General features: G+C 63.1%; 17 protein-coding genes. 15 read left to right on the top strand and 2 right to left on the bottom strand.

Going from position 1 to position 21,762, the window contains the following annotated elements; genetic code table 11:
• Positions 1–34 precede the first annotated feature (34 nt).
• The 4 genes from AC1DU8_RS11830 to AC1DU8_RS11845 all read left to right on the top strand — a co-directional run bounded on the left by AC1DU8_RS11830 (position 35) and on the right by AC1DU8_RS11845 (position 10,189).
• Positions 35–1,603, top strand: a complete 1,569-nt coding sequence (locus AC1DU8_RS11830; protein WP_477726783.1) for an efflux RND transporter periplasmic adaptor subunit — start codon at positions 35–37, stop codon at positions 1,601–1,603.
• 78 nt (positions 1,604–1,681) lie between these two features.
• Positions 1,682–4,786, top strand: coding sequence for an efflux RND transporter permease subunit (locus tag AC1DU8_RS11835; protein WP_457278709.1), 3,105 nt, complete (start codon positions 1,682–1,684; stop codon positions 4,784–4,786).
• 670 nt (positions 4,787–5,456) lie between these two features.
• A complete protein-coding gene (locus AC1DU8_RS11840) occupies positions 5,457–8,729 on the top strand; it encodes an efflux RND transporter permease subunit (protein ID WP_457278710.1) in 3,273 nt (1,090 codons plus the stop codon).
• Between the two features lie 11 nt (positions 8,730–8,740).
• A complete protein-coding gene (locus AC1DU8_RS11845; protein WP_457278711.1) occupies positions 8,741–10,189 on the top strand; it encodes an efflux transporter outer membrane subunit in 1,449 nt (482 codons plus the stop codon).
• A 48-nt stretch (positions 10,190–10,237) separates the two neighbouring features.
• Here AC1DU8_RS11845 and AC1DU8_RS11850 read toward each other — a convergent pair whose 3' ends face one another.
• Together AC1DU8_RS11850 and AC1DU8_RS11855 are read right to left on the bottom strand one after the other, a co-directional pair.
• Positions 10,238–10,723 carry a hemerythrin domain-containing protein gene (locus tag AC1DU8_RS11850; protein ID WP_457278712.1) on the bottom strand — a complete coding sequence of 162 codons (486 nt, stop codon included), beginning with the start codon at positions 10,721–10,723 and terminating at the stop codon, positions 10,238–10,240.
• Between the two features lie 224 nt (positions 10,724–10,947).
• Entirely contained in the window at positions 10,948–11,880 is a 933-nt protein-coding gene (locus AC1DU8_RS11855) for a LysR family transcriptional regulator (RefSeq protein WP_457278713.1), read from the bottom strand.
• 144 nt (positions 11,881–12,024) lie between these two features.
• Between AC1DU8_RS11855 and AC1DU8_RS11860 the strand changes: the two genes are divergently transcribed.
• The 11 genes from AC1DU8_RS11860 (at position 12,025) to AC1DU8_RS11910 (ending at position 21,758) form a co-directional block, all read left to right on the top strand.
• A complete protein-coding gene (locus AC1DU8_RS11860; protein ID WP_457278714.1) occupies positions 12,025–13,002 on the top strand; it encodes a Bug family tripartite tricarboxylate transporter substrate binding protein in 978 nt (325 codons plus the stop codon).
• A gap of 31 nt (positions 13,003–13,033) precedes the next feature.
• Positions 13,034–14,077, top strand: a complete 1,044-nt coding sequence (locus tag AC1DU8_RS11865; RefSeq protein WP_457278715.1) for a 4-hydroxythreonine-4-phosphate dehydrogenase PdxA — start codon at positions 13,034–13,036, stop codon at positions 14,075–14,077.
• A gap of 73 nt (positions 14,078–14,150) precedes the next feature.
• On the top strand, positions 14,151–15,323 hold the full coding sequence (locus tag AC1DU8_RS11870; protein WP_457278716.1) for an L-rhamnonate dehydratase: 1,173 nt from the start codon (positions 14,151–14,153) through the stop codon (positions 15,321–15,323).
• A 5-nt stretch (positions 15,324–15,328) separates the two neighbouring features.
• The gene (locus AC1DU8_RS11875) at positions 15,329–16,246 is read left to right on the top strand and encodes a dihydrodipicolinate synthase family protein (RefSeq protein WP_457278717.1); all 918 of its coding nucleotides are present in this window, start codon (positions 15,329–15,331) and stop codon (positions 16,244–16,246) included.
• 83 nt (positions 16,247–16,329) lie between these two features.
• Positions 16,330–17,274 carry a YncE family protein gene (locus AC1DU8_RS11880; protein ID WP_477726784.1) on the top strand — a complete coding sequence of 315 codons (945 nt, stop codon included), beginning with the start codon at positions 16,330–16,332 and terminating at the stop codon, positions 17,272–17,274.
• Between the two features lie 30 nt (positions 17,275–17,304).
• The gene (locus AC1DU8_RS11885; protein ID WP_457278719.1) at positions 17,305–18,315 is read left to right on the top strand and encodes an amidohydrolase family protein; all 1,011 of its coding nucleotides are present in this window, start codon (positions 17,305–17,307) and stop codon (positions 18,313–18,315) included.
• Positions 18,316–18,334: 19 nt separating this feature from the next.
• Positions 18,335–19,786 carry an aldehyde dehydrogenase family protein gene (locus tag AC1DU8_RS11890; RefSeq protein WP_457278720.1) on the top strand — a complete coding sequence of 484 codons (1,452 nt, stop codon included), beginning with the start codon at positions 18,335–18,337 and terminating at the stop codon, positions 19,784–19,786.
• A 107-nt stretch (positions 19,787–19,893) separates the two neighbouring features.
• The gene (locus AC1DU8_RS11895; protein ID WP_457278721.1) at positions 19,894–20,325 is read left to right on the top strand and encodes a hypothetical protein; all 432 of its coding nucleotides are present in this window, start codon (positions 19,894–19,896) and stop codon (positions 20,323–20,325) included.
• Entirely contained in the window at positions 20,322–20,621 is a 300-nt protein-coding gene (locus AC1DU8_RS11900; RefSeq protein WP_457278722.1) for a DUF705 domain-containing protein, read from the top strand. Before AC1DU8_RS11895 ends, AC1DU8_RS11900 begins: the two co-directional genes overlap by 4 nt.
• Positions 20,614–21,123, top strand: coding sequence for a hypothetical protein (locus tag AC1DU8_RS11905; protein ID WP_457278723.1), 510 nt, complete (start codon positions 20,614–20,616; stop codon positions 21,121–21,123). The genes AC1DU8_RS11900 and AC1DU8_RS11905 overlap by 8 nt, the downstream gene beginning before the upstream one ends.
• A 29-nt stretch (positions 21,124–21,152) precedes the next feature.
• Positions 21,153–21,758 carry a DUF6151 family protein gene (locus tag AC1DU8_RS11910; protein WP_477689002.1) on the top strand — a complete coding sequence of 202 codons (606 nt, stop codon included), beginning with the start codon at positions 21,153–21,155 and terminating at the stop codon, positions 21,756–21,758.
• Positions 21,759–21,762: the final 4 nt, after the last annotated feature.

Raw genomic sequence — 21,762 nt, forward strand, 5'->3', positions numbered from 1 at the left:
GCCCGTCTGGCGTAGCGGGCACCAAGGACAGCTGATGGACCCGAAAGCCGAGACGCCGGAAAGCGGCGCCCCTACCCCATCCCGTAAACGACTGAGCCGCCGCGCGTCCATCATCGGCAGCGTGATCGCCGTGCTGGCACTGGCCGGCACCGGCTGGCTGGCCTGGCACCTCACCCATCCCTCCACAGACACTCCAACCGGCGGCGGCCCAGGCGGTCCTGGCGGAGCCTTCAGGCGCGGCGCACCGGCCACCACGGTAGGCGTCGCCACCGCCGAGAAGGCCAGCATCCCGATCGTCCTGGAAGCCCTGGGCACCGTCACTCCCCAGGCCACGGTCAGGGTGCGGCCACAGGTTTCCGGCGTGATGGAAAAGGTTTTGTTCAAGGAAGGCCAGATGGTCAAGGCTGGTGAACTACTGGCCACCATCGACCCGCGCCAGTTTGAGATGGCGCTGATGCAGGCCGTGGGCCAGCGCCAGCGCGACGAGGCCCAGCTGGACAGCGCCCGCGTCACCCTGCAGCGCTTCAAGACCCTGCTCGAGCAGGACTCGATTGCACGGCAGGAAGTCGACACGCAGGCCGCACTGGTCAAGCAGCTGGAAGGCACAGTCGTCATCGACAAGGCCAACGAAGGCACAGCGCGGCTCAACCTGGGCTACACCCGCGTGGTGGCACCCGTCAGTGGGCGCGTGGGCCTGCGCACTGTGGACGTCGGCAATGTGGTGAGTAACAGCGACGCCAACGGCATTGCCCTGATTACCCAGGTCAGCCCGATTGACGTGGTCTTCTCCGTCCCGCAGGACCGGGCGGGCGAGCTGCAGCAAAACGCCGCTGGAAGCACTGCCATGAAAGTCGTTGCGCTGGATCGCACGCGCACCGCCACACTCGATACCGGCGTTTTTGCCTCGCTCGATAACCAGGTGGACACCACCACCGGCACTGTACGGGCCAAAGCGCGCTTTGCCAACAGCAAGCTCACGCTGTTCCCCAGCCAGTTCGTGAACGTGCAGCTGCAGGTCAAGACACTGGAAGACGCGGTGGTGGTGCCCGTCACCGCCGTACGCCTGGGCAGCACCGGCGACTACGTTTATGTGCTGAACGCCGCCGACCGTACGGTATCCCTGCGGCCGGTGCAGCGCGGCCAGGCCACAGCCGAAAAAATCGTGATCACCTCCGGGCTAAAGGCCGGCGAGCGCGTGATCACCGAAGGCGCCGACCGCCTGAAGGACGGCGCCAGTGTGGTGCTGCCAGGCGACACACCCGGCGCCGGCATGGGCGGCAAGCGCCGCGGCGCCAGTGCACCGGGCGGCGACGCTTCCGCGGCCGGGCGCCAGCGCCCCGCACCCGACACCGCAGGCAGCGCACCGGCAGCGGCACCTTCCACGCCGCCGGCAGCAGCACTGCAGCCCGGCGCTGCGCCGCCTTCCATCGCCGGCCCCACGGCCGAGCAGCGCCAGCGCATGCTCGACCAGGTCAAGGACGACCCGGTCGCGCTGGAACGCCGCAAGCGCTTCCTGGAGCAGATCGACAAGGGCGACCCGGAAGCCCTGGCGCGCTGGCAAGGCATGAAGGACCGCCGCCAGGGCGAACGGCCGGTGCAATGACCCGGGACTCTCACGAATGAGCCGCCGGGCCGTTCCCAAGGCAAATAGCATCGCAGTGCGAAGCACGAAGGTTATTGAATGAGCCCCTCACGCCCCTTTATCCTGCGCCCGGTAGCCACTTCGCTGCTGATGGTGGCCATCGTGCTGGCCGGCCTGGTGGGTTTCAAGTTTTTGCCGCTGTCGGCGTTGCCGCAGGTCGACTACCCCACCATCCAGGTGCAGACGCTGTATCCCGGCGCGAGCCCGGAAGTGATGGCGCAGACCGTGACAGCGCCGCTGGAACGCCAGTTCGGCCAGATGGCCGGCCTCTCGCGCATGAGCTCCACCAGCGCCGCTGGTGTCTCCATCGTCACGTTGCAGTTCGGCCTGGGCCTGGCGCTGGACGTCGCCGAGCAGCAGGTGCAGGCCGCCATCAACGCCGGCGGTTCCTTGTTGCCGGCTGACCTGCCCGCCCCGCCCGTCTATGCCAAGGTCAACCCGGCCGATGCCCCGGTGCTGACACTGGCCATCACCTCCGACACCATGCCGCTAACGGAGGTGCAGAACATCGTCAACACCCGGCTGGCCCTGAAGATCAGCCAGGTCAATGGCGTGGGGCTGGTGTCACTCAGTGGCGGGCAGCGTCCCGCAGTGCGCATCCAGGCCGACACGCGGGCGCTGGCTTCCTACGGCCTCGGGCTTGATTCACTGCGCACTGCGATCTCCGCAGCCAATGCCAACGGCGCCAAGGGCAGCATCGACGGCCCCACACGGTCCTATTCGATCAATTCCAACGACCAGCTGGTCGCCGCGGCCGACTACAAAAACCTCATCATTGCCTTTCGCAACGGCGCGGCGGTACGCGTGTCCGACGTGGCACAGGTGGTGGACAGCGCCGAGAACATCAAGCTGGGCGCATGGTCTGGTCTGAAACCAGCCATCATCCTCAATGTGCAGCGCCAGCCCGGCGCCAACGTCATTGCCACGGTGGATGCCATCAAGGCACGCCTGCCCGAACTGCAGGCCGGCCTGCCCACCTCCCTCAGGGTCGATGTTCTGAGCGATCGCACGACCGGCATACGCGCTTCGGTGATGCATGTGGAAATTGAACTGCTGCTGGCCGTGCTGCTGGTCGTGCTGGTGATCTTTGCTTTCCTGCACAGCCTGCGCGCCACCGTGATCGCCAGTCTGGCCGTGCCGATTTCACTCGTCGGCACCTGCGGCCTGATGTACCTGCTGGGCTACAGCCTCAACAACCTGAGCCTGATGGCGCTGACGATCGCCACCGGCTTTGTGGTGGACGACGCAATCGTGATGATCGAAAACATCTCGCGCTACATCGAGGAAGGTGAAGAGCCGATGGCTGCAGCCCTCAAGGGCGCAACGCAGATCGGGTTCACCATCATTTCGCTGACGGTGTCGCTGATCGCGGTTTTGATTCCGCTGCTGTTCATGGGTGACGTGGTCGGCCGGCTGTTCCGCGAGTTTGCCGTGACGCTGGCCATCACCATCCTGATCTCGGCCGTGGTGTCGCTCACCCTCGTTCCCATGATGTCGGCGAGATGGCTCAAGCACGTGCCGGAAACGGCGGGCGAAGGCCGCATGGCCCAGGCGGGCGCGCGGCTCCAGCTTTTTTTTGACGACGTGATCGCACGCTACGACGTGTGGCTCACCTGGGTGCTCAAACGCCAGGGCGCCACGCTGCTGGTGGCGCTGGCCACCCTGCTGCTCACGGTGTTGCTGTATGTACTGATCCCCAAGGGCCTGTTCCCGACGCAGGACACCGGCCAGCTGCAGGCTCGCGTGGAAACCGCACAGTCGGTGTCCTACGACCGCATGGCCGCGCTGCAGCAGGCCACGGCCAAGGCCATCCTGGAAGACCCCGACGTCGAGACGCTGAGCTCCTTCATTGGTGTGGATGCGGCCAACAACACCATGCTGCATACCGGCCGCATGCTGATCAACCTGAAAAAAGAGCGCACCGGCAGCCAGCAGGAAACCATGGACCGGCTGCAGCGGCGAGCCGCCGCGGTAGCCGGGGTTACTCTGTACCTTCAACCCACGCAAGACCTGACCATCGACGCTGAAACCGGGCCCACGCAGTTCCGCGTATCGCTCGAAGGCTCGAACAACGCCACCGTAGTGGAATGGGCCAACAAACTCACGCAGCGCATGCGGCAGCTCGAAAGCCTGCGCAACGTGTCGTCCGATGCAGGCTCCAGCGGCGCAGGGGCCTACATCACGGTAGACCGCGATACCGCGTCGCGCCTGGCCGTCACGACCTCGTCCATTGACGACGCGCTTTACAGCGCATTCGGCCAGCGCATTGTCTCGACCATCTTCACCGAGACCAACCAGTACCGCGTGATCCTCGAAGCCATGCCCGACTCCTTGCGCACGCCCGCATCGCTGGGCAGCCTGCAACTCAAAACCGGCTCCGGCACGCCAACACCGCTGTCGGCCATTGCCACCATCACGGAGCAAGCGGCCCCGCTGCAGGTTACCCGCGTGGCCCAGTACCCGGCCACCACACTGGGTTTTGACACGGCGCCCGGCGTCTCGCTGGGCAAGGCGGTCGACGAGATCCGGGAGGCCGCCAAAGACATCGCCATGCCAGCCAGCGTGACCATGACCTTTCTGGGCGCGGCGGGCGCCTACCAGGCCTCGCTGTCCAACCAGCTCTGGCTCATCCTGGCGGCCGTGATCTGCGTCTACATCGTGCTGGGTGTGCTGTATGAAAGCTACATCCACCCGCTGACGATCCTCTCGACCCTGCCCTCCGCCGGCGTGGGCGCGCTGCTGGCGCTGATGATCAGCGGGTCAGGCCTCGGGGTGATCGGCATCATCGGCATCATCCTGCTGATCGGCATCGTGAAGAAGAACGCCATCATGATGATTGACTTCGCGATCGACGCCGAACGCAACCAGGACAAGTCACCGCAGGACGCCATCCACCAGGCCGCGCTGCTGCGCTTTCGGCCCATCCTGATGACGACGCTGGCGGCGCTGTTTGCTGCCGTGCCCTTGATGCTGGGCTTCGGCGAAGGCGCTGAATTGCGGAGGCCTCTGGGGTTGGCGATTTTTGGCGGGCTGATTGTGAGTCAGGTGCTCACGCTGTTTACGACGCCGGTGATTTATTTGGCGTTTGACCGGTTGGGGCGGAGGTTTCGGGGGAAAGGGAAAGAGAAGGAGGTTTCCGCGTGAGGCCTGTTGCTCTTTCGTTCTTTCGGGGTGTGCTTTGTCCCGGGGCCGGGGTTGCCGGCGGCAACTCACTTTCTTTTGCTTCGCCAAAAGAAAGTAAGCAAAGAAAAGGCGACCCTGGTTCCTGCGTCCCCTGCGCTTCGCTCCGGGGCAACCTGCGGTACTCGGTCCAGCCGGGGTCAAAAACAACTCGCCTTCGGCTCAAACAAGTTTTTGCCCTGATCCGTCTGGCCCTGCGCTCCTCGGCGCATCCACAAGGGGGTGGAAACAGAAATACCGAACAGCCCACTGCCGAATGCCGGAATCCGAACACCAGAAGAAACAAGGACACGCCATGGCGTGTCCTTGTTGGTATTTGTCTTCGGTCCCCGTTCCCGATCGCCCCTTCTGTATGCGCCGAGGAGCGCAGGGTCAGGCGGATCAGGGATCGCGATTGTCTGAGCCGAAGGCGAGTTCGAGCGAGACCCCGCCTGGACCGAGCACCGCAGGTTGCCCGTAGCGAAGCGGAGGGACGCAGACAGCAGGGTCGCCTTTTCTTTTGCTTACTTTTCTTTTGGCGAAGCAAAAGAAAAGTGAGTAGCCGCCGGGCTACCCCCGGCCAGCTACCCTCAGCAAAAATTCCCGCCGTTCGAACAAAAGTCACCTTCGTCACGGCCAGCGTGGGAGCCACGCCATGAACCTCTCCGAACCGTTCGTCCGCCGCCCGGTAGCCACAGTCCTCCTCACCATAGGCCTGGCCTTGGCGGGCATCGCCGCATTCTTCGTCTTGCCGGTCTCACCGCTGCCGCAAGTCGATTTCCCGGTGATCTCGGTCAGCGCCTCGTTGCCGGGGGCCAGTCCCTCCACCATGGCCAGCAGTGTGGCGACGCCGCTGGAGCGGCGCCTCGGCGTGATCGCGGGCGTCAATGAGATGACGTCCAACAGCAGCAACGGCTCAACCCGTGTCAGCCTGCAGTTTGACCTGAACCGCAAGATCGACGCGGCAGCGCGCGAGGTGCAGGCCGCCATCAACGCCTCGCGCGCCGACCTCCCTGCCACACTGCGCAGCAACCCGACCTACCGCAAAGCCAACCCGGCTTCGGCGCCGGTCATCATCCTGGCGCTCACGTCAAAGACTCGCTCACCGGGCCAGATCTATGACGAGGTCTCCAACCTCGTGCAGCAAAAAATCGCCCAGGTACCCGGGGTCGGCGACGTGGAGCTTGGCGGCGGCTCGTTGCCGGCGGTGCGCGTGGAACTGCTGCCGTTTGCACTCAACCGCTATGGTGTCGCCATGGAAGACGTGCGTGCAGCCCTGCAGGCATCGAACGCCAACCGGCCCAAGGGTGCGATCGAAGGCAACGGCCAGCGCTTCCAGATTTACTCAGGCTCCAACACCGCCAGCGGCGGGCTCAAGGCCGCCGACTACCGCAATCTCGTCGTAGCCTGGCGCAACAACGCCGCCATCCGGCTGCAGGACGTGGCCGAGGTACAGGACGGCGTGGAAAACATCAACACGCTCGGCCTTTTCAACGGCGAGCCGGCGGTGATCGTGCTGGTCACGCGCCAGCCCGATGCCAATGTGATTGCCACTGTCGACGGCGTGCGCGCCCTGATTCCCGAGCTGCAGGCCGCCCTGCCGCAGGACGTGCAGTTGCAGGTGGCATCCGATAGCACCAACTCCATCCGTGCCTCGCTGCACGAGATCGAAGTCACGCTGCTGATTTCCATCGTGCTGGTGGTGCTGGTGGTCAGTGCATTCCTGCGCAGCGCCCGTGCCACCATCATCCCGGCCGTGGCCACTGTCGTCTCCTTGCTGGGCACCTTCGGCGTGATGTACCTGCTGGGCTTTTCACTCAACAACCTGAGCCTGATGGCACTCACCGTGGCCACCGGCTTCGTGGTGGACGACGCCATCGTGGTTCTGGAAAACACCAGCCGACACATCGAGGCCGGCATGGACCGCTTCAAGGCCGCGTTGCTGGGTGCGCGCGAGGTCGGCTTCACCGTGCTGTCGATCAGCCTGTCGCTGGTGGCCGTCTTTATCCCGCTGCTCTTCATGGGCGGGCAGGTAGGCCGGCTGTTCCGCGAATTCGCAGTCACGCTGTCTGCTGCGGTGATGATTTCGCTGGTCATCTCGCTGACCACCACACCCATGATGTGCGCCTGGCTTCTGAGGCCCGACGCGCACGAGAAGAAGACCGGACGTTTTGCTTTTATGGCGCGCTGGTTCGAGCGTGCCTTCAACCGCGTGCACCGCAGCTACGAAGTGAGTCTGGACTGGGCCCTGCACAGCAAACTGCTGGTGATGCTGATTTTGCTGGCGGTGGTCGGGCTCAACGGGTTTCTCTTCGTCAAAGCGCCCAAGGGCTTCTTTCCGCAACAGGACACCGGGCAGATCAACGGCGGCCTGCGCGCCGACCGCAGCATTTCGTTCCAGGCGCTGCAGGGCAAGCTCAAGCAGCTGGTCGACATCATCCGCGCCGACCCGGCCGTGGACACGGTGGTGGGCTTTACCGGTGGTTCCCGTGCGGGCGGAGGCTTCATGTTCATCAACCTCAAGCCGGTGGGGCAACGCGACGTAGCCGGCCAGGCCGTGATTGCGAGGCTGCGCCCGCAGCTGGCACGGGTGACCGGGGTCAGCCTTTTCCTGAACCCCGTGCAGGACCTGCGCGGAGGTGGCCGCCAGACCAACTCGACCTACCAGTACACGCTCAAAAGCGACAACGCGGCCGACTTGCGCGTATGGGCCACACGCCTGGCAGACCAGATGAAACTGCAGCCCGCCCTGACCGACGTGGACACCGACCAGCAGGAAAACGGCGTGGAAACCATGGTCACCGTGGACAAGGAAAGCGCGGCACGCCTGGGCATCAGCTCACGCGATGTGGACAACGCACTCTATGACGGCTTCGGCCAGCGCCAGGTGGCCACGATATACGCCGAGCTCAACCAGTACCACGTGATCATGGAAGTGGCGCCGCGCTACACCCGCAGCCCCGAGTCGCTGAAAGATATTTACGTACCGGCCAAGGGGGCTGGAGGCAGCACAGCCAACAGCACCGGCACCCAGGCTGCAACCACGGTGGCCACCGCCACCTCTGTGGCCAATCCATCCCTGCGTGACTCTTCGTCGGGCCAGGTCCTGAGCGCCTCGGCCAGCACGATGGTGCCCCTGTCGGCCATCGCCACCTTCAGCGAAAACCCCACCGCCGCTTCGGTCAGCCACGAAGACGGCGAGCTTTCCACTACGGTTTCCTACAACCTCGCCGATGGCAGCACGCTGAGCGACGGCCAGGCCGCGGTGCACCAGGCGGAAGCCGACATCCGGCTGCCCAACAACGTGCGCGGCAGTTTTTCCGGCACGGCGCTCAATGCGCAGCAATCGCAAAACGAGCAGCCCCTCCTGATCCTCGCGGCGCTGGTGGTGATCTACATTGTGCTGGGCATCCTGTACGAAAGCCTGGTGCACCCCATCACGGTGTTGTCCACCCTGCCCTCGGCCGGTGTGGGCGCTGTGCTGGCCTTGCTGCTGTTCAAGCTGGATTTTTCCATCATCGCGCTGATCGGGCTGTTCCTGCTGATCGGCATCGTCAAGAAGAACGCCATCCTGATCATCGACTTCGCCCTGGAAGCCGAGCGGGCTCGTGGCCTTTCCGCGATTGAGGCTGTGCGCGAAGCCTGCCTGCTGCGCTTTCGCCCCATCCTGATGACCACGCTGGCCGCCATTCTGGGCGCGCTGCCGCTGGCCATCGGCTTCGGCGAAGGCGCCGAGCTGCGCCGACCGCTGGGCATCGCCATCATCGGCGGCCTGATCGCCAGCCAGCTGCTGACATTGCTCACCACACCGGTGGTCTATGTGCTGATGGACAAGCTGCGCCGGCGCAGTCCTTCCGAGCGCCAACTCAGCCGTCACCCGGACGAGTCCGATGCGCCGCCGCCCGGCGCCCCGCTCCAACTGCAATGACTGACAACGCCATGAAACACTTTTCCGACACTCACCCCGCATACCGTTCACGCTTTCAGCTTCGCCTGCTGTGCGCTGCGCTGGTGCTTGCCGTTGGCGGCTGCGCGGTCGGCCCCGACTACCAGCGCCCGGCCACGGTCGACGTGAGCACCTACAAGGAAGCGCAAGGCTGGGTCGCGGCAATGCCCGCCGATACGTTGGAGCGCGGCCCGTGGTGGTCACTCTTCAAGGACCCGGTACTGGACCAGCTGGCATCGCGTGTGGAAGTGTCCAACCAGAACGTGGCGGTGGCTGTTGCCGCCTACGCGCAGGCGCGCGCCCTGGTGCGCGAGCAACGGGCATCGCTGTTCCCGACGGTTTCGCTGGATGGCAGCGCCAGCCGCTCGGGCAGCAGTAGCAGCAGCACGACGGGCAACAATGTCGGTGGCCGCGTGGGCAACAACTACCAGCTCAGCATTGGCGGCAGCTGGGAACCCGATGTATGGGGCCGCCTGGGCCGCACCGTGGACGGCGCGAAAGCCAGCGAACAGGCAAGCGCCGCCGACCTGGCTTCGGCCAAACTGTCGGCGCAGGGTGAACTGGCGACCAATTATTTGTCCTTGCGCCAGACAGACGCACAAAAGGCGCTGCTCAAGGACACGATTGACGGCTACAAGCGCGCGCTGGACATCACGCAGAACCGCTACAACGCCGGCATTGCCGCCAAAACCGATGTGCTGCAGGCGCAAACACAGCTGGCCAACGCGCAGGCCGACGACGCCGGCCTGGTGCGCCAGCGCGCCCAGCTGGAGCACGCCATCGCGGTGCTGGTCGGCGAAGCACCTGGCAATTTTTCGATTGCCCCTGTGGCCTGGAACCCTTCAGTGCCTGACGTGCCGGTCGGCATACCGTCCGAGCTGCTGCAGCGCCGCCCCGACATTGCCGCCGCCGAACGCCGCGTGGCCTCTGCCAATGAACAGATCGGCATCGCCAAGAGTGCTTATTACCCCAGCCTGTCGCTGAGCGCATCGGCCGGCCAGGGCGCCAGCCGGGTGGCGGACCTCTTCAAGGCTTCCAGCAGCGTCTGGTCCATCGGCATCTCGGCCGCGCAAGTCCTCTTCAATGCGGGAGCCACCGGCGCACGCGTGGAAGGCGCCGAGGCATCCCACCAGCAGGCAGTGGCGCGCTACCGCCAGGCCGTGCTGGCCGCCTTCCAGGACGTGGAAGACCAGCTGTCGGCTACACGCGTGCTGCTGACCCAGCAGGAACTGCGCCGCCAGGCGTCACAGGCCGCCGACCAGGTCGAGCAGCAGGTGCTCAACCGCTACCGTAGCGGCCAGGTGAGCTACACCGAAGTCATCACCGCCCAGGCCACCGCGCTGAGCGCGCGCCGCGCACTGGTGCAAGCCATGGCCGACCGCCAGACCACGGCGGTGGCGCTGATTCAGTCGCTGGGCGGGGGTTGGCAAACGGGGCAATAAATTGCATGACCCAGCGGACCCAACAGCGTGCCGCGTTTATGCGGTGTGTTAAAGCGCCTGGCCATCAGAACAGCTCAGGCCACCGCAACCGTGTATGGTGTCCCTGGGCAAAGCTTGCGGCATGCTCACCACTCCCGTTAGCGGGTCGTAGCCAATACCGCGCAGATGCAGGGCCAGCGCGGCATCCATGGTCTGCGCATGCTGCGGAAACCACAGAGCGAGCTCCCTTGCCATATGGCGCAAAGACGTGAAATCCCCGGCCTGGGCCATGAGCAAGCCTTCTCGCATGACCTGCAGCACCACCTTGTGCTGCACAGTGTGGCAATTGGAGGATGAAAACCGCGTGTCCAGCATCCACCGGTCTTCGCGGCTGAAGTGCTCATCGGTGTGGTCCACCAGCGCTCGCCAGTGGCCCGGCAACGCATCGTCCGCCGCGTTTTCTGCCAGCGCAAGCAACTCGACAAACTCCCGGTGAGTGTCATCCATCAGGGGGAGTCCGAGCACGAGGGCGTCTGACCATTGAAGATTCGGCATGTGTGCTTCCAATGTTGGCAATACGCCAAGCGTAAGCAATGGCACGGGGCAAAAGCTTGATCCAGGTCATGGAGTGTTCATCCATGACCACACACGCCGATTTCAATTTCTGTTCTTCGCCGGCATTGACGCATATCTCATAGCGGCCGGCGCTCACTCCGTGGACCAAGGCCCGCAATTTTCAGGAAATTTCTCCGCAGCGGATTGCCATCGGCCTCCGGCGGCTATTTCTGGTGCAGCGCCGCCAGGAAAAACCGTGCCGCGTCGCTCATCGGCCTGTCCTTGCGGGTGATGGAGCCAAACGCTTCCATCTTGTGCTGGATGAAGCAGGGCAGGATCTTGAGCAGGCCATGCCGGGCGTAGTTCTCGGCAATCGACTGCGGCATGACGCCCACCATGTCGGTTTCGGCAATCAGGTTGGTCGTCGTGAGGATGGACGCGGTTTCGATCAGGCCCTTGGGCGTGGGCGCCTGCAACATGCGGAACTCCTGCTCCAGCACCTCACGCATCGGGCTGCCTTTGGGCTGCAATATCCATGGGTAGTCCAGCAGGCTGGCAAACTTCACCGCCTTTTTTTGCCCCAGCGGATGGTGCACGCCAGCCACCACGGCCAGCGCCTCATTTTCAAGCGGGGTGAAGGCGTAGTCAGCCCGGTGCTCGTCGCGAATGCGCCCGATGGCAACGTCAAGCACGCCTTCGCGCAGCAGCTCGAACAGCCGGTCGCTGGTGTCCAGCATGACATCGACCGACAGCAGCGGGTAAGCTTTTTTGAGCGCGATGATCGCGTGTGTCAACAAGTTTGGCGACGGCGCCATGATGCTGCCGACCGACACCCGACCGGAGCTGCCCAGCTGCAGCTCGGCCAGCTCACGGGTCATGGACTCGATGGAACCGCGCATGCCGCGGAAATAGCGCAATGCGCTGGCGCCGGCCGGCGTGAGCTTTTGCCCGCGCCCCACCCGCTCGAACAGGCGCTGGCCCAGCGCGGACTCCAGCTCCTGGATCATCTTGGTGGCGGCCGGCTGGGTCATGCCCAGTTCCGCAGAAGCTTTGCGCAAGGTACCGTGTTCACCCACGGCCAGGATGAGTGCGACCTGGCGCATGCGCAGACGGTTGAGCAGCTGGGGAATGGAGGAGCCAGGTGAAGTGTCGGGCATCGGCGGTCTTTCAGGGGGTCAATTCAATTGATCACCATAGGTTATCAAATAATCAGGTATTTTCAATTTACGTTAAGTGTTGCCATCCCTACCATCGAGGCATTCGTTCAAGCTTTCCCGCACAAAGACCCGGAGACAAAGACAATGCCCCGCCTGAAACCCTTTACATTCCTCCCGGCGCTGCTGGCGGCTGCCGCGATGGCCGCCGCCTTCCCCGCGCTGGCGCAAGACTGGCCCAGCAAGCCGGTACGCATCCTGGTGGGATCGGCCCCCGGCGGCGGCACCGACGCCATGGCCCGCGCGGTCGCAGACCGGCTGGGGCCCCTGCTCAAGCAGCCGGTGGTGGTCGAGAACCGCCCCGGCGCCTCCAACACGCTGGCGGCCGACCTGACGGCCAAGGCGACCGACGGCCATACCCTGCTGATGGGTGTTTCGACCGCGCATGCGATTGCCCCGCACCTGCTGAAACTCGGCTATGACAACAACAAGGACCTGGTGCCCGTGGTGTTTGTCGGCGCGGTGCCCAATGTGCTGGTGGTCAACAACGCCCTGCCGGTAGATTCGGTGCAGTCGCTCATCAAGCTGGCCAAATCAAAACCCGGCCAGCTCAACTACGCCACCAGCGGCTCGGGCAGCACGCAACACATCGCGGCCGAGCTCTTCAAGGACCAGGCCGGCGTTTTCATCACGCACATCCCCTATCGCGGCAGCGGCCCGGCGCTGATCGACCTCGTCGGCGGCCAGGTGCAGCTGAGCTTTGACACCATGCCCTCGGTGATCGGCCAGATCAAGAACGGACGCATCAAACCATTGGCGGTGGCCAGCGCGAAACGCAACCCGCAGCTTCCCAATGTGCCCACCATGGCCGAAGCCGGCGTGAAGGGTGTCGAGATGAGCGCCTGGTACGGCATCTACATGCCGGCAGCCACGCCCAAGGCGGTGCAGGAACGTGTCTACGCCGAGGTCACCAAGGTCCTGGCGATGCCGGAAACACAAGCCCGGCTGGGTGCGATCGGCGCGGACCTGACGCCCATGACGCAGGCGCAGTTCGCGCAATTTCATAATGACGAGAACAAGCGCTATGGTGACCTGATCGCCAAGAAAAACATCAAGCTGGACTGATTTTGATGATCCTGAACAAGGAAAAGATGACATGAGCAAGCAGCAGACAACAGAACCGGTGCCTGTCGTCGCACTGACACTGGGCGACGCGGCCGGCATAGGCCCCGAGCTGATTGCCCGGCTGCTGAGTCAGCCCGGCATCACGGCGGGCGCCAACATCGTGCTGGTGGGCGACGCCTGGCTCTGGCAACAAGGCCAGGCCACGGCCCAACAGGCGGTGGCAACGCAAGCCGTGAGCAGCTTGGCCGAAGTGCGCAACCGTGCCGACAGCAGCCTGCCCGCCTTCCTGGCCACAGACACGATTCAGCCAGCGCAAGTACAGCGCAGCCAGGCGCAAGCCGCCTGCGGCGCCGCAGTGCTGCAGGTACTCAACCTCTGCATGGACGGCGCCAAACGCGGCGAAGTCGACGCCATCTGCTTTGCCCCGCTGAACAAGCAGGCCATGAAGCTGGGCGGCCTGAAGCATGAAGACGAGCTGCACCACTTTGCCGAATACCTGGGCGTGACCGGCTACTTCTGCGAGTTCAATACCCTGGGCGACTTGTGGACCGCGCGTGTGTCTTCGCACATTCCGCTGAAAGACGCAGCGGCCATGCTCAGCAAGGAGCGCATCGTCGACGCGACCCGCTTGATTTACGCATCGCTCAAGGCCAGCGGCAACAACAGCCCAAAAGTAGCGGTGGCGGCGTTCAACCCACATGGTGGCGACGGCGGTGTCTGCGGCCGCGAAGAAATCGACATCATCGAACCGGCGGTGGCCGAACTGCGAGCCGGCGGCGTGCCGGTAGACGGCCCCTTCCCGGCCGACACCATCTTCCTGAAAGCGCAGGCCGGCCAGTACCAGGCCATCGTCACCATGTACCACGACCAGGGCCAGATCGCCATCAAGCTCATGGGCTTCAGCAAGGGCGTCACCGTGCAGGGTGGCCTGCCGGTGCCCATCACCACGCCGGCGCATGGCACAGCGTATGACATCGCCGGCCAGGGCGTGGCCGATGTCAACGCCACGCTCAACGCTTTTCGCATCGCCTGCCGCATGGGAGGACGCCTGGCGGCGCCTCCCCAAAGGGAGTAATACGGCTCACCCCACCCCAACCCTCCCCTTCCAGGGGAGGGCTCGAAAGATTCATCTCACACAGGACCTTTAAATGAAGATCAAATCAGTCCGCGCACGTGTATTCGAGTGGAAAGGCAAGACCGTTCCACCGCAAGGCAATTTCTGCTCCAACGCCATGGACCTCGTCTACTCAAAGACAGAGTCCATGAGCACCTTCCGCTTCCATTCGTGGACGGTGGTCGAGATCGAAACCGACGACGGCATCGTCGGCCTAGGCAACGTCGCGCTGGCGCCGCACATCGCCAAAGCCATCATCGACCAGTACCTCACGCCGCTGGTGCTGGGCCAGGACCCCTGGGACTACGAATACCTGTGGCAGCGCATGTACCGCAGCACCCACGCCTGGGGCCGCAAGGGTGTGACCATGGCTGCCATCTCCGCGGTGGACCTGGCGATCTGGGACATCCTGGGCAAGTCGGTCAACAAGCCGGTGTTCAAGCTGCTGGGCGGCCGCACCAAGGAAAAGATTCCCTGCTACTACTCCAAGCTCTACCGTACCGACATCAAGGCCATGCAGGACGAAGCGCAGAAATACCTGGACCAGGGTTTCACCATGTTCAAGTCGCGCTTTGGCTACGGCCCGGCGCACGGCACCAAGGGCGTAGCTGAAAACCTGAAAGCCGTCGAGGCGATCCGCGAAGTCATTGGTTACGACAACGACCTGATGATGGAGTGCTACATGGGCTGGAACCTGGAGTACGCCAAGCGCATGCTGCCCAAGCTGGAAAAATTTCAGCCGCGCTGGGTGGAAGAACCTGTCATTGCTGACGACATCGACGGTTATGCCGAGCTCAATCAGCTCACCAGCATCCCGATCTCGGGCGGCGAGCATGAATTCAGCCTTTATGGCTTCAAACAGCTGCTGGACAAGAAAGCCGTGTCGGTCGTGCAGTACGACACCAACCGTGTGGGCGGCATCACGGCGGCGCACAAGATCAACGCGTTGTGCGAGGCGTACAGCGTGCCGGTGATTCCGCACGCCGGGCAGATGCACAACTACCACCTGACCATGAGCACCCTCGCCTCGCCCATGAGCGAGTACTTTCCGATGTTCGACGTGGAAGTTGGCAACGAGCTGTTCTATTACATCTTTGACGGAGAACCGGTGGCGGAGAACGGCTTCCTGCAGCTCGATGACAACAAGCCCGGCCTGGGCCTGACGATGAAGACCGAGTTCCTCAAAGACTTCAACATCGTCGAATGATCGGCATGAAAGCAAGATACACGGGCGTGTTCCCGGTGGTTCCCACCACTTTCACTGATGCGGGCGAGCTCGATCTGGAAAGCCAGAAGCGCTGTGTTGATTTCATGATCGATGCGGGATCGACGGGCCTGTGCATCCTGGCCAATTTCTCGGAACAGTTTGTACTGTCCGATGACGAGCGGGAAGTCCTCACCGCGGCCATCCTCAAGCACGTAGCGGGCCGCGTGCCGGTGATTGTGACGACCACGCATTTCGGCACCCGGGTGTGCGCCGAACGCAGCCGCCGCGCGCAGGACCTGGGCGCGGCCATGGTCATGGTGATGCCGCCGTACCACGGTGCCACCATCCGCGTGGCGGAAGAAAAGACTTATGAGTTCTTCGCCACGCTGTCGGCCGCCATTGACATTCCCATCATGGTCCAGGACGCACCTGTCAGCGGCACCACCCTGTCGGCAACCTTCCTGGCACGCATGGCCAAAGAGATCCGCAATGTGGCCTACTTCAAGATCGAAACGCCGGGTGCGGCCTCCAAGCTGCGCGAGTTGATTCGGCTGGGCGGCGACGCGATTGAAGGCCCGTGGGACGGCGAAGAAGCCATTACCCTGCTACCCGACCTGGAAGCCGGCGCCACCGGTGCAATGACAGGTGGCGGCTACCCGGACGGCATTCGCAAGATCATGGATGCATGGGTCGCCGGCAAGCGGGATGAAGCCATTACCGAATACACCCGCTGGTTGCCGCTGATCAACTATGAAAACCGCCAGGGCGGCATCTTGACGGCCAAGGCCTTGATGAAGGAAGGAAGCGTGATCGCCTGTGAAGCGCCGCGCCATCCATTTCCCGCCATGCACCCTGAGGTTCGCAAGGGGTTGATCGCCACCGCGCAGCGGCTGGACCCGCTGGTGCTACGCTGGGGCAGGTAAACGGCTTTGGCTGGCCCCTTCACGCGTTCTCTCTCTTTTTCTCTCTCTGTTTCCTTTCAGGCTCCCCCATCTTCAGGACACCCATGCCCCTTCGGGAAACACTCTTGCTGGTGCAGAAATGCGCCCATACCTTCAGCTTTTACGACCTGGCCACCGGCCTGGCGGAAGAACACATCGTCTTGCCCAACTTTCCGCACGAGTTCACGATAGACCCGGTGCGCCGGCTTGCATACGTAGGCCACTATGGCATCGAAACCGCCAGCCATCTGGGAGACGCAGGTGGGCATTCGGTCTTTGTGATTGACCTGGACAAACGCGAGCATGTGGCCACGCTGAACCTCTGGCCGTATTACCGGCCGCATGGCTTGACAGTGGACGGCCAGGGCCGCCTGTTTGTGATGTCTGAGGCACACAACGTGTTGCTGCGCTTCTCGGATCCGGCAAAGGTGCATGTACCGGACCTGGCTGTGTCTTCGGGCGGCTACAAAACCCACCTGTTTGCGCTGACGAAAGATGCACAGACAGCTTATGCGCTGAACCTGCTGTCGAACACCGTCACCAAAATCAGGCCGAACGACCCGACCTTCACACCGGTCGCGATGATGCCCGGCCCGGTGCCCGAGGGCAATGTGCTGTCGGCCGACGAATCACTGCTGTACGTGGCCAACCGCGGCGACGACACCATCGTCGCGGTCGACACGGCCAGCATGAAAGTCGTAGCCTCAGGCAAGACACGGCGCGACCCCAACCGGGTCTACCGCTTCCAGGGCGTGCAAGGCCAGGACCTGCTGCTCACCACTAACTCGGGCGAGCATTCGCTGTCGATATTCGGCCTGGACCTGCAGGAGCAGCGCTGCTTTTCCTTGCCCAGCAACCCGCTGGCCTTGTCGTTTCACCCGGTGGACCGGGCGGTCTACATCTCGTTTCAGGACGAGACGGTGCGCCGCCTCAATCTGGACAGCTTTGCGTTCGAGCAGGAAATCAGGACGCTGCGTGAACCTGATTCGTCCTACGTCTGGCGGCATTGATTCAGCAAGGTCTGTATCCACTCCCGGTTCATGAAGAGCACAGGCACATCGCCCACCTCACTGCCCGCACCTGTGAAGGCGTTTACAGGGCCCGTCGTCGACGCACACCACCACCTGTGGGACCTGTCGAAAGGCCACTACCCCTGGTTGCAGGAAGCGTACGATCCTGGCGCCTTCTTCCTCGGCGACTACCGGCCGATTTGCCGGGATTTCCTCGCAACGGACTACCGGGCCGCTGTAGGGCCTTGCGACGTGGTGGCAACCGTGCATGTGGAAGCCGAACGCAGCCGCCTTGAGCAGGTTGCCGAAACTGCTTGGCTGCATGAGGTTCACGCCAGGCACGGGTTTCCGAACGCCATCGTGGCGCACGCCTGGTTTGACCGGCCTGATAGCGGGGAATGCCTGCTCGCGCAGTCGCAGTTTGAACTGGTGCGCGGCATCCGCAGCAAACCCGTCACATCTGCCGCAGCGGACCAAAGCGTCAAAGGGCAAGCGGGCACCATGCAACACGAAAACTGGCTGCGCGGCTTTTCATTGCTGGAGAAATTCGGCCTGCGGTGGGACCTGCGCGTGCCCGCCTGGCACTTGCCCGAAGCGGCTACCGTGGCAGCGATGTTTCCGAAAGTGCCCATCGCCCTGAACCACCACGGCTTTGCCTGGGACCGCAGCGAAGAAGGCCTCAAACGCTGGCGCGGCTGGATGGAAACGCTGGCCCGGCAGGAAAACGTACACGTCAAGCTTTCCGAGTTCGGCCTGCGCGGCCAGCCTTGGGACTGGCACGAAAACGCGCGCATCGTGCGCGAGACGGTGGCCATTTTCGGCTGGCAGCGCTGCATGTTTGCCAGCAACTTTCCGGTGGCGGGCCTGCGCATAAACTATCCGGACCTGGTTGGCAGTGTGGCCGGCATGCTGGACCACCTGCCGGCAAACCAGCAACATGCGATGATGTGCGATAACGCCTTGCGTTTCTACGCGATTGATGTGGCGCCGCCTGTGGCATTCCCGCAACCTGCGCGCCCTCTCGCCCCTGATCAACCCTGATTTCTTCTGGAGCCACCTCATGTCCACCAAACACGACAACCTCATCGCCGGCCAATGGCTGGCCGGCAGCAGCTACAGCCCGAACCTGAACCCCAGTAATCTCGCCGACGTGATCGGCGAGTACACACAGGCCGACGCCGCAGGGCTGGATGCCGCCGTGCAGGCCGCACAGGCCGCCTTCCCGGCCTGGTCTACCTCGGGCATCCAGGCCCGTTCCGATGCGCTCGACAAGATCGGCACTGAAATCCTGGCACGCCGCGAAGAGCTGGGCACCCTGCTCTCGCGCGAAGAAGGCAAGACCAAACCTGAAGGCATTGGCGAAGCCACCCGCGCTGGCCACATCTTCAAATTCTTTGCCGGCGAATGCCTGCGCCTGGGCGGTGAAACCATGCCGTCGGTTCGCCCGGGCATCGGCGTGGAAATCACGCGTGAACCCGTGGGCGTCGTCGGCCTGATCACGCCGTGGAATTTCCCCATCGCCATCCCGGCCTGGAAGATTGCGCCGGCGCTGGCCTTCGGCAATTGCGTGGTGCTCAAGCCGGCAGACCTGGTTCCAGGCAGTGCCTGGGCCCTGGCCGAAATCATCTCGCGCTCAGGTATTCCGGCGGGCGTGTTCAACCTGGTGATGGGGCCCGGCCGCGTCATCGGCGATGCGCTGGTCAACCATCCGGGCGTCAATGCCATCAGCTTTACCGGCTCGGTCGGCGTGGGCAGCCGCATTGCTGAGGTTTGCGCGAAAAACCTCAAGAAGGTGCAGCTCGAAATGGGCGGCAAGAACCCGCAGGTCATCCTGGACGACGCCGACCTGACCCAGGCCGTGGAACTCAGCGCACAGAGCGCTTTTTACTCCACTGGGCAACGCTGCACAGCATCAAGCCGCCTCATCGTGACCGAAGGCATTTACCCTGCTTTCGTCAAGGCGCTTCAGGAACGCATGGCCCGCATCAAGGTGGGCGACGCCCTGACTGCCGGAACCGACATCGGCCCGGTTTCTTCACAAGCCCAGCTGGAGCAGGACTTAAGCTACATCGCCATCGGCCAGCAGGAAGGCGCGACCTTGTCATTTGGCGGTGACCGCGTACGTTGTCACACCGGCAGCGGCGCCGAAGGCTACTTCATGACACCAGCGCTTTTCAGCGAAAGCACCGCCGGCATGCGCATCAACCGCGAAGAAATTTTCGGTCCCGTTGCCAGCATCATCCGGGTGAAGGACTACGAGGCCGCACTCGCCGCTGCCAATGACACGCCATTCGGCCTGTCAGCTGGCATCGCCACCACCAGCCTCAAATACGCGACCCACTTCAAGCGCCACAGCCAGGCCGGCATGGTCATGGTGAACCTCCCAACCGCCGGTGTGGACTACCACGTGCCGTTTGGCGGCCGCAAGGGCTCCAGCTACGGCCCGCGTGAGCAGGGCAAGTATGCGCAGGAGTTTTTCACGACGGTGAAGACGGCATATACGCTGGCTTGAGTTAGCGAACAATAGGCCGTCGAGCGGCGCGGCTGCCCGGTTGGTTAGACTGGTAACCCACAGGCCAGATGCCTGCGGGTCCACCCCTCTAACCACAGGCCTGAACGATGCGTTTCTTTCGCAGCTTCAACGACTTTCCCAAACTGCTGCTCGCCCTGACAGCAGCCTACTTCCTCGCCAGTCTCGGCCATTTCAGCCACAACGCCGAGTTCATCTGCGAATATCCGAACCTGCCGGCCTGGCTAACACGTGCGCAGGTTTATGGGGTGTGGGCTGCCATCACTTCGGTGGGTGCCGTTGGCTTGCTGCTCATGCGCAAAAAATTCGTGGCTATGGGCCTGCTGCTGATGGCTGTTTACGCGGCGTTAGGTTTTGACGGCCTGGGCCACTATGCGTTGGCCCCCATCGAGTTTCATCCTCTGATCGCCAACGTCACAATTCTTTCGGAGGTACTTGCCGCCGCACTTTTGCTGCCGGTAGCCTTGTGGCTGCTGGCGTCACACATATTCCGGGGTCAAACAAAGGTTCAACACCCATGACCCCACAAGTCGTTTTTATCGATGTCGACGACACCATGGTCAGGTCCGTTGGTGCGAAGCGTATTCCCATGCCTGCGGTAATTGCCCAGGTCAGGCGGCTGAAATCCGAAGGCGCAACCTTGTTTCTCTGGAGCTCGGGAGGTGCTGAATACTGCCGAACCACAGCCATCGAACTAGGGATCAGCGAGTGTTTTGAAGCTTATCTGCCAAAGCCTACAGCCTACATTGATGACCAGCCGGTGCATGAGTGGCGATTCTGCAAACATCTCTACCCTTCGCAGGCTGAGAATGCTTAAGCGATTGCTCGGTGCCGGCGAAAGAGTGTCTTTGGGGAAACTGTCGTTTGCCTCGGCCCTCGTCGCCTTCTCATTGTTTCTTGCGTTGTGGTGCGTTCATCGCGCCGGCGGTGTGCTCTTCGGGGGCAAGCTATTGAACGCGCTGAACCGGCTGGGCATGGTGCGGCAAGAACGCAGCTATATTGCCGAACTCCAGCCAAGCAGCGTCTTTGCGCTGAATGACGCCAACGCTGTTATCTGGTTGACCTGCCTTACGTTCATTCTTGCCGGGCTTGGCCTTGTCCTGGCGCTTTGCTCAGAATACAAACGTGAATCCACGCTTTACGCCAGCACCGGTTTTATCGTGGCGACACTCGGTATCGGACTGCTTTATCCACTGGTCATGGTTACGACGCAGACCGCGGGAGCTATTGCACTCATCGGCATCAGGAAACACCGTACGCGCACTGACCGGACTGCCCTGCCAGACAAGAACTCGGGGTTCCGCGCGTCTGAGTGTTAAATGGCTCACCCATCAAACAGGGCTCTCACATGAATCACCCCTTGCGCTGCCAATGCGGCACACTCCGCGGCCATGTCAGTCACACCGAATCGGTATGCCGGGGTATCTGCTACTGCAAGGACTGCCAGGCCTACGCCCACTTTCTGGGCAAAGCCGACGAGATTCTGGATGAAATGGGCGGATCGGACGTGGTCGCCACGCTGCCCCAACACGTCACCTTCACCCACGGCCAGGAGGCGCTCACCTGCATGTCGCTCAGTGACAAGGGCATGTTGCGCTGGTATGCCAGCTGTTGCAACACACCGATCGGCAACACCTCGCGTGACTTCAAGGTCTCGCATGTCGGCCTGCTGCACAACTGCCTGAAAGATCCGTCAACAAGTCTCGACGCCGCCTTCGGCCTTGTGCGCATGAAAGTCGGCATGAAGAGCGCCAAAGGTAACCCCGAAGCCATGCCGGTCAGCACCACCGTGTCCATCCTCCGGTTCATGGCGACACTGATACGCACGAGGCTCAATGGCGGCTACAAGATCACGCCCTTCTTTAACCCGGATGATGGGATGCCACGCGTATCACCCAAGGTGCTCACGCCGGATGAGCGGGCTCGCTTGATGGAGGCCGTAGAGGCTTCCTAGCCTG

Source organism: Polaromonas sp. P3_A5 (assembly GCF_056403055.1).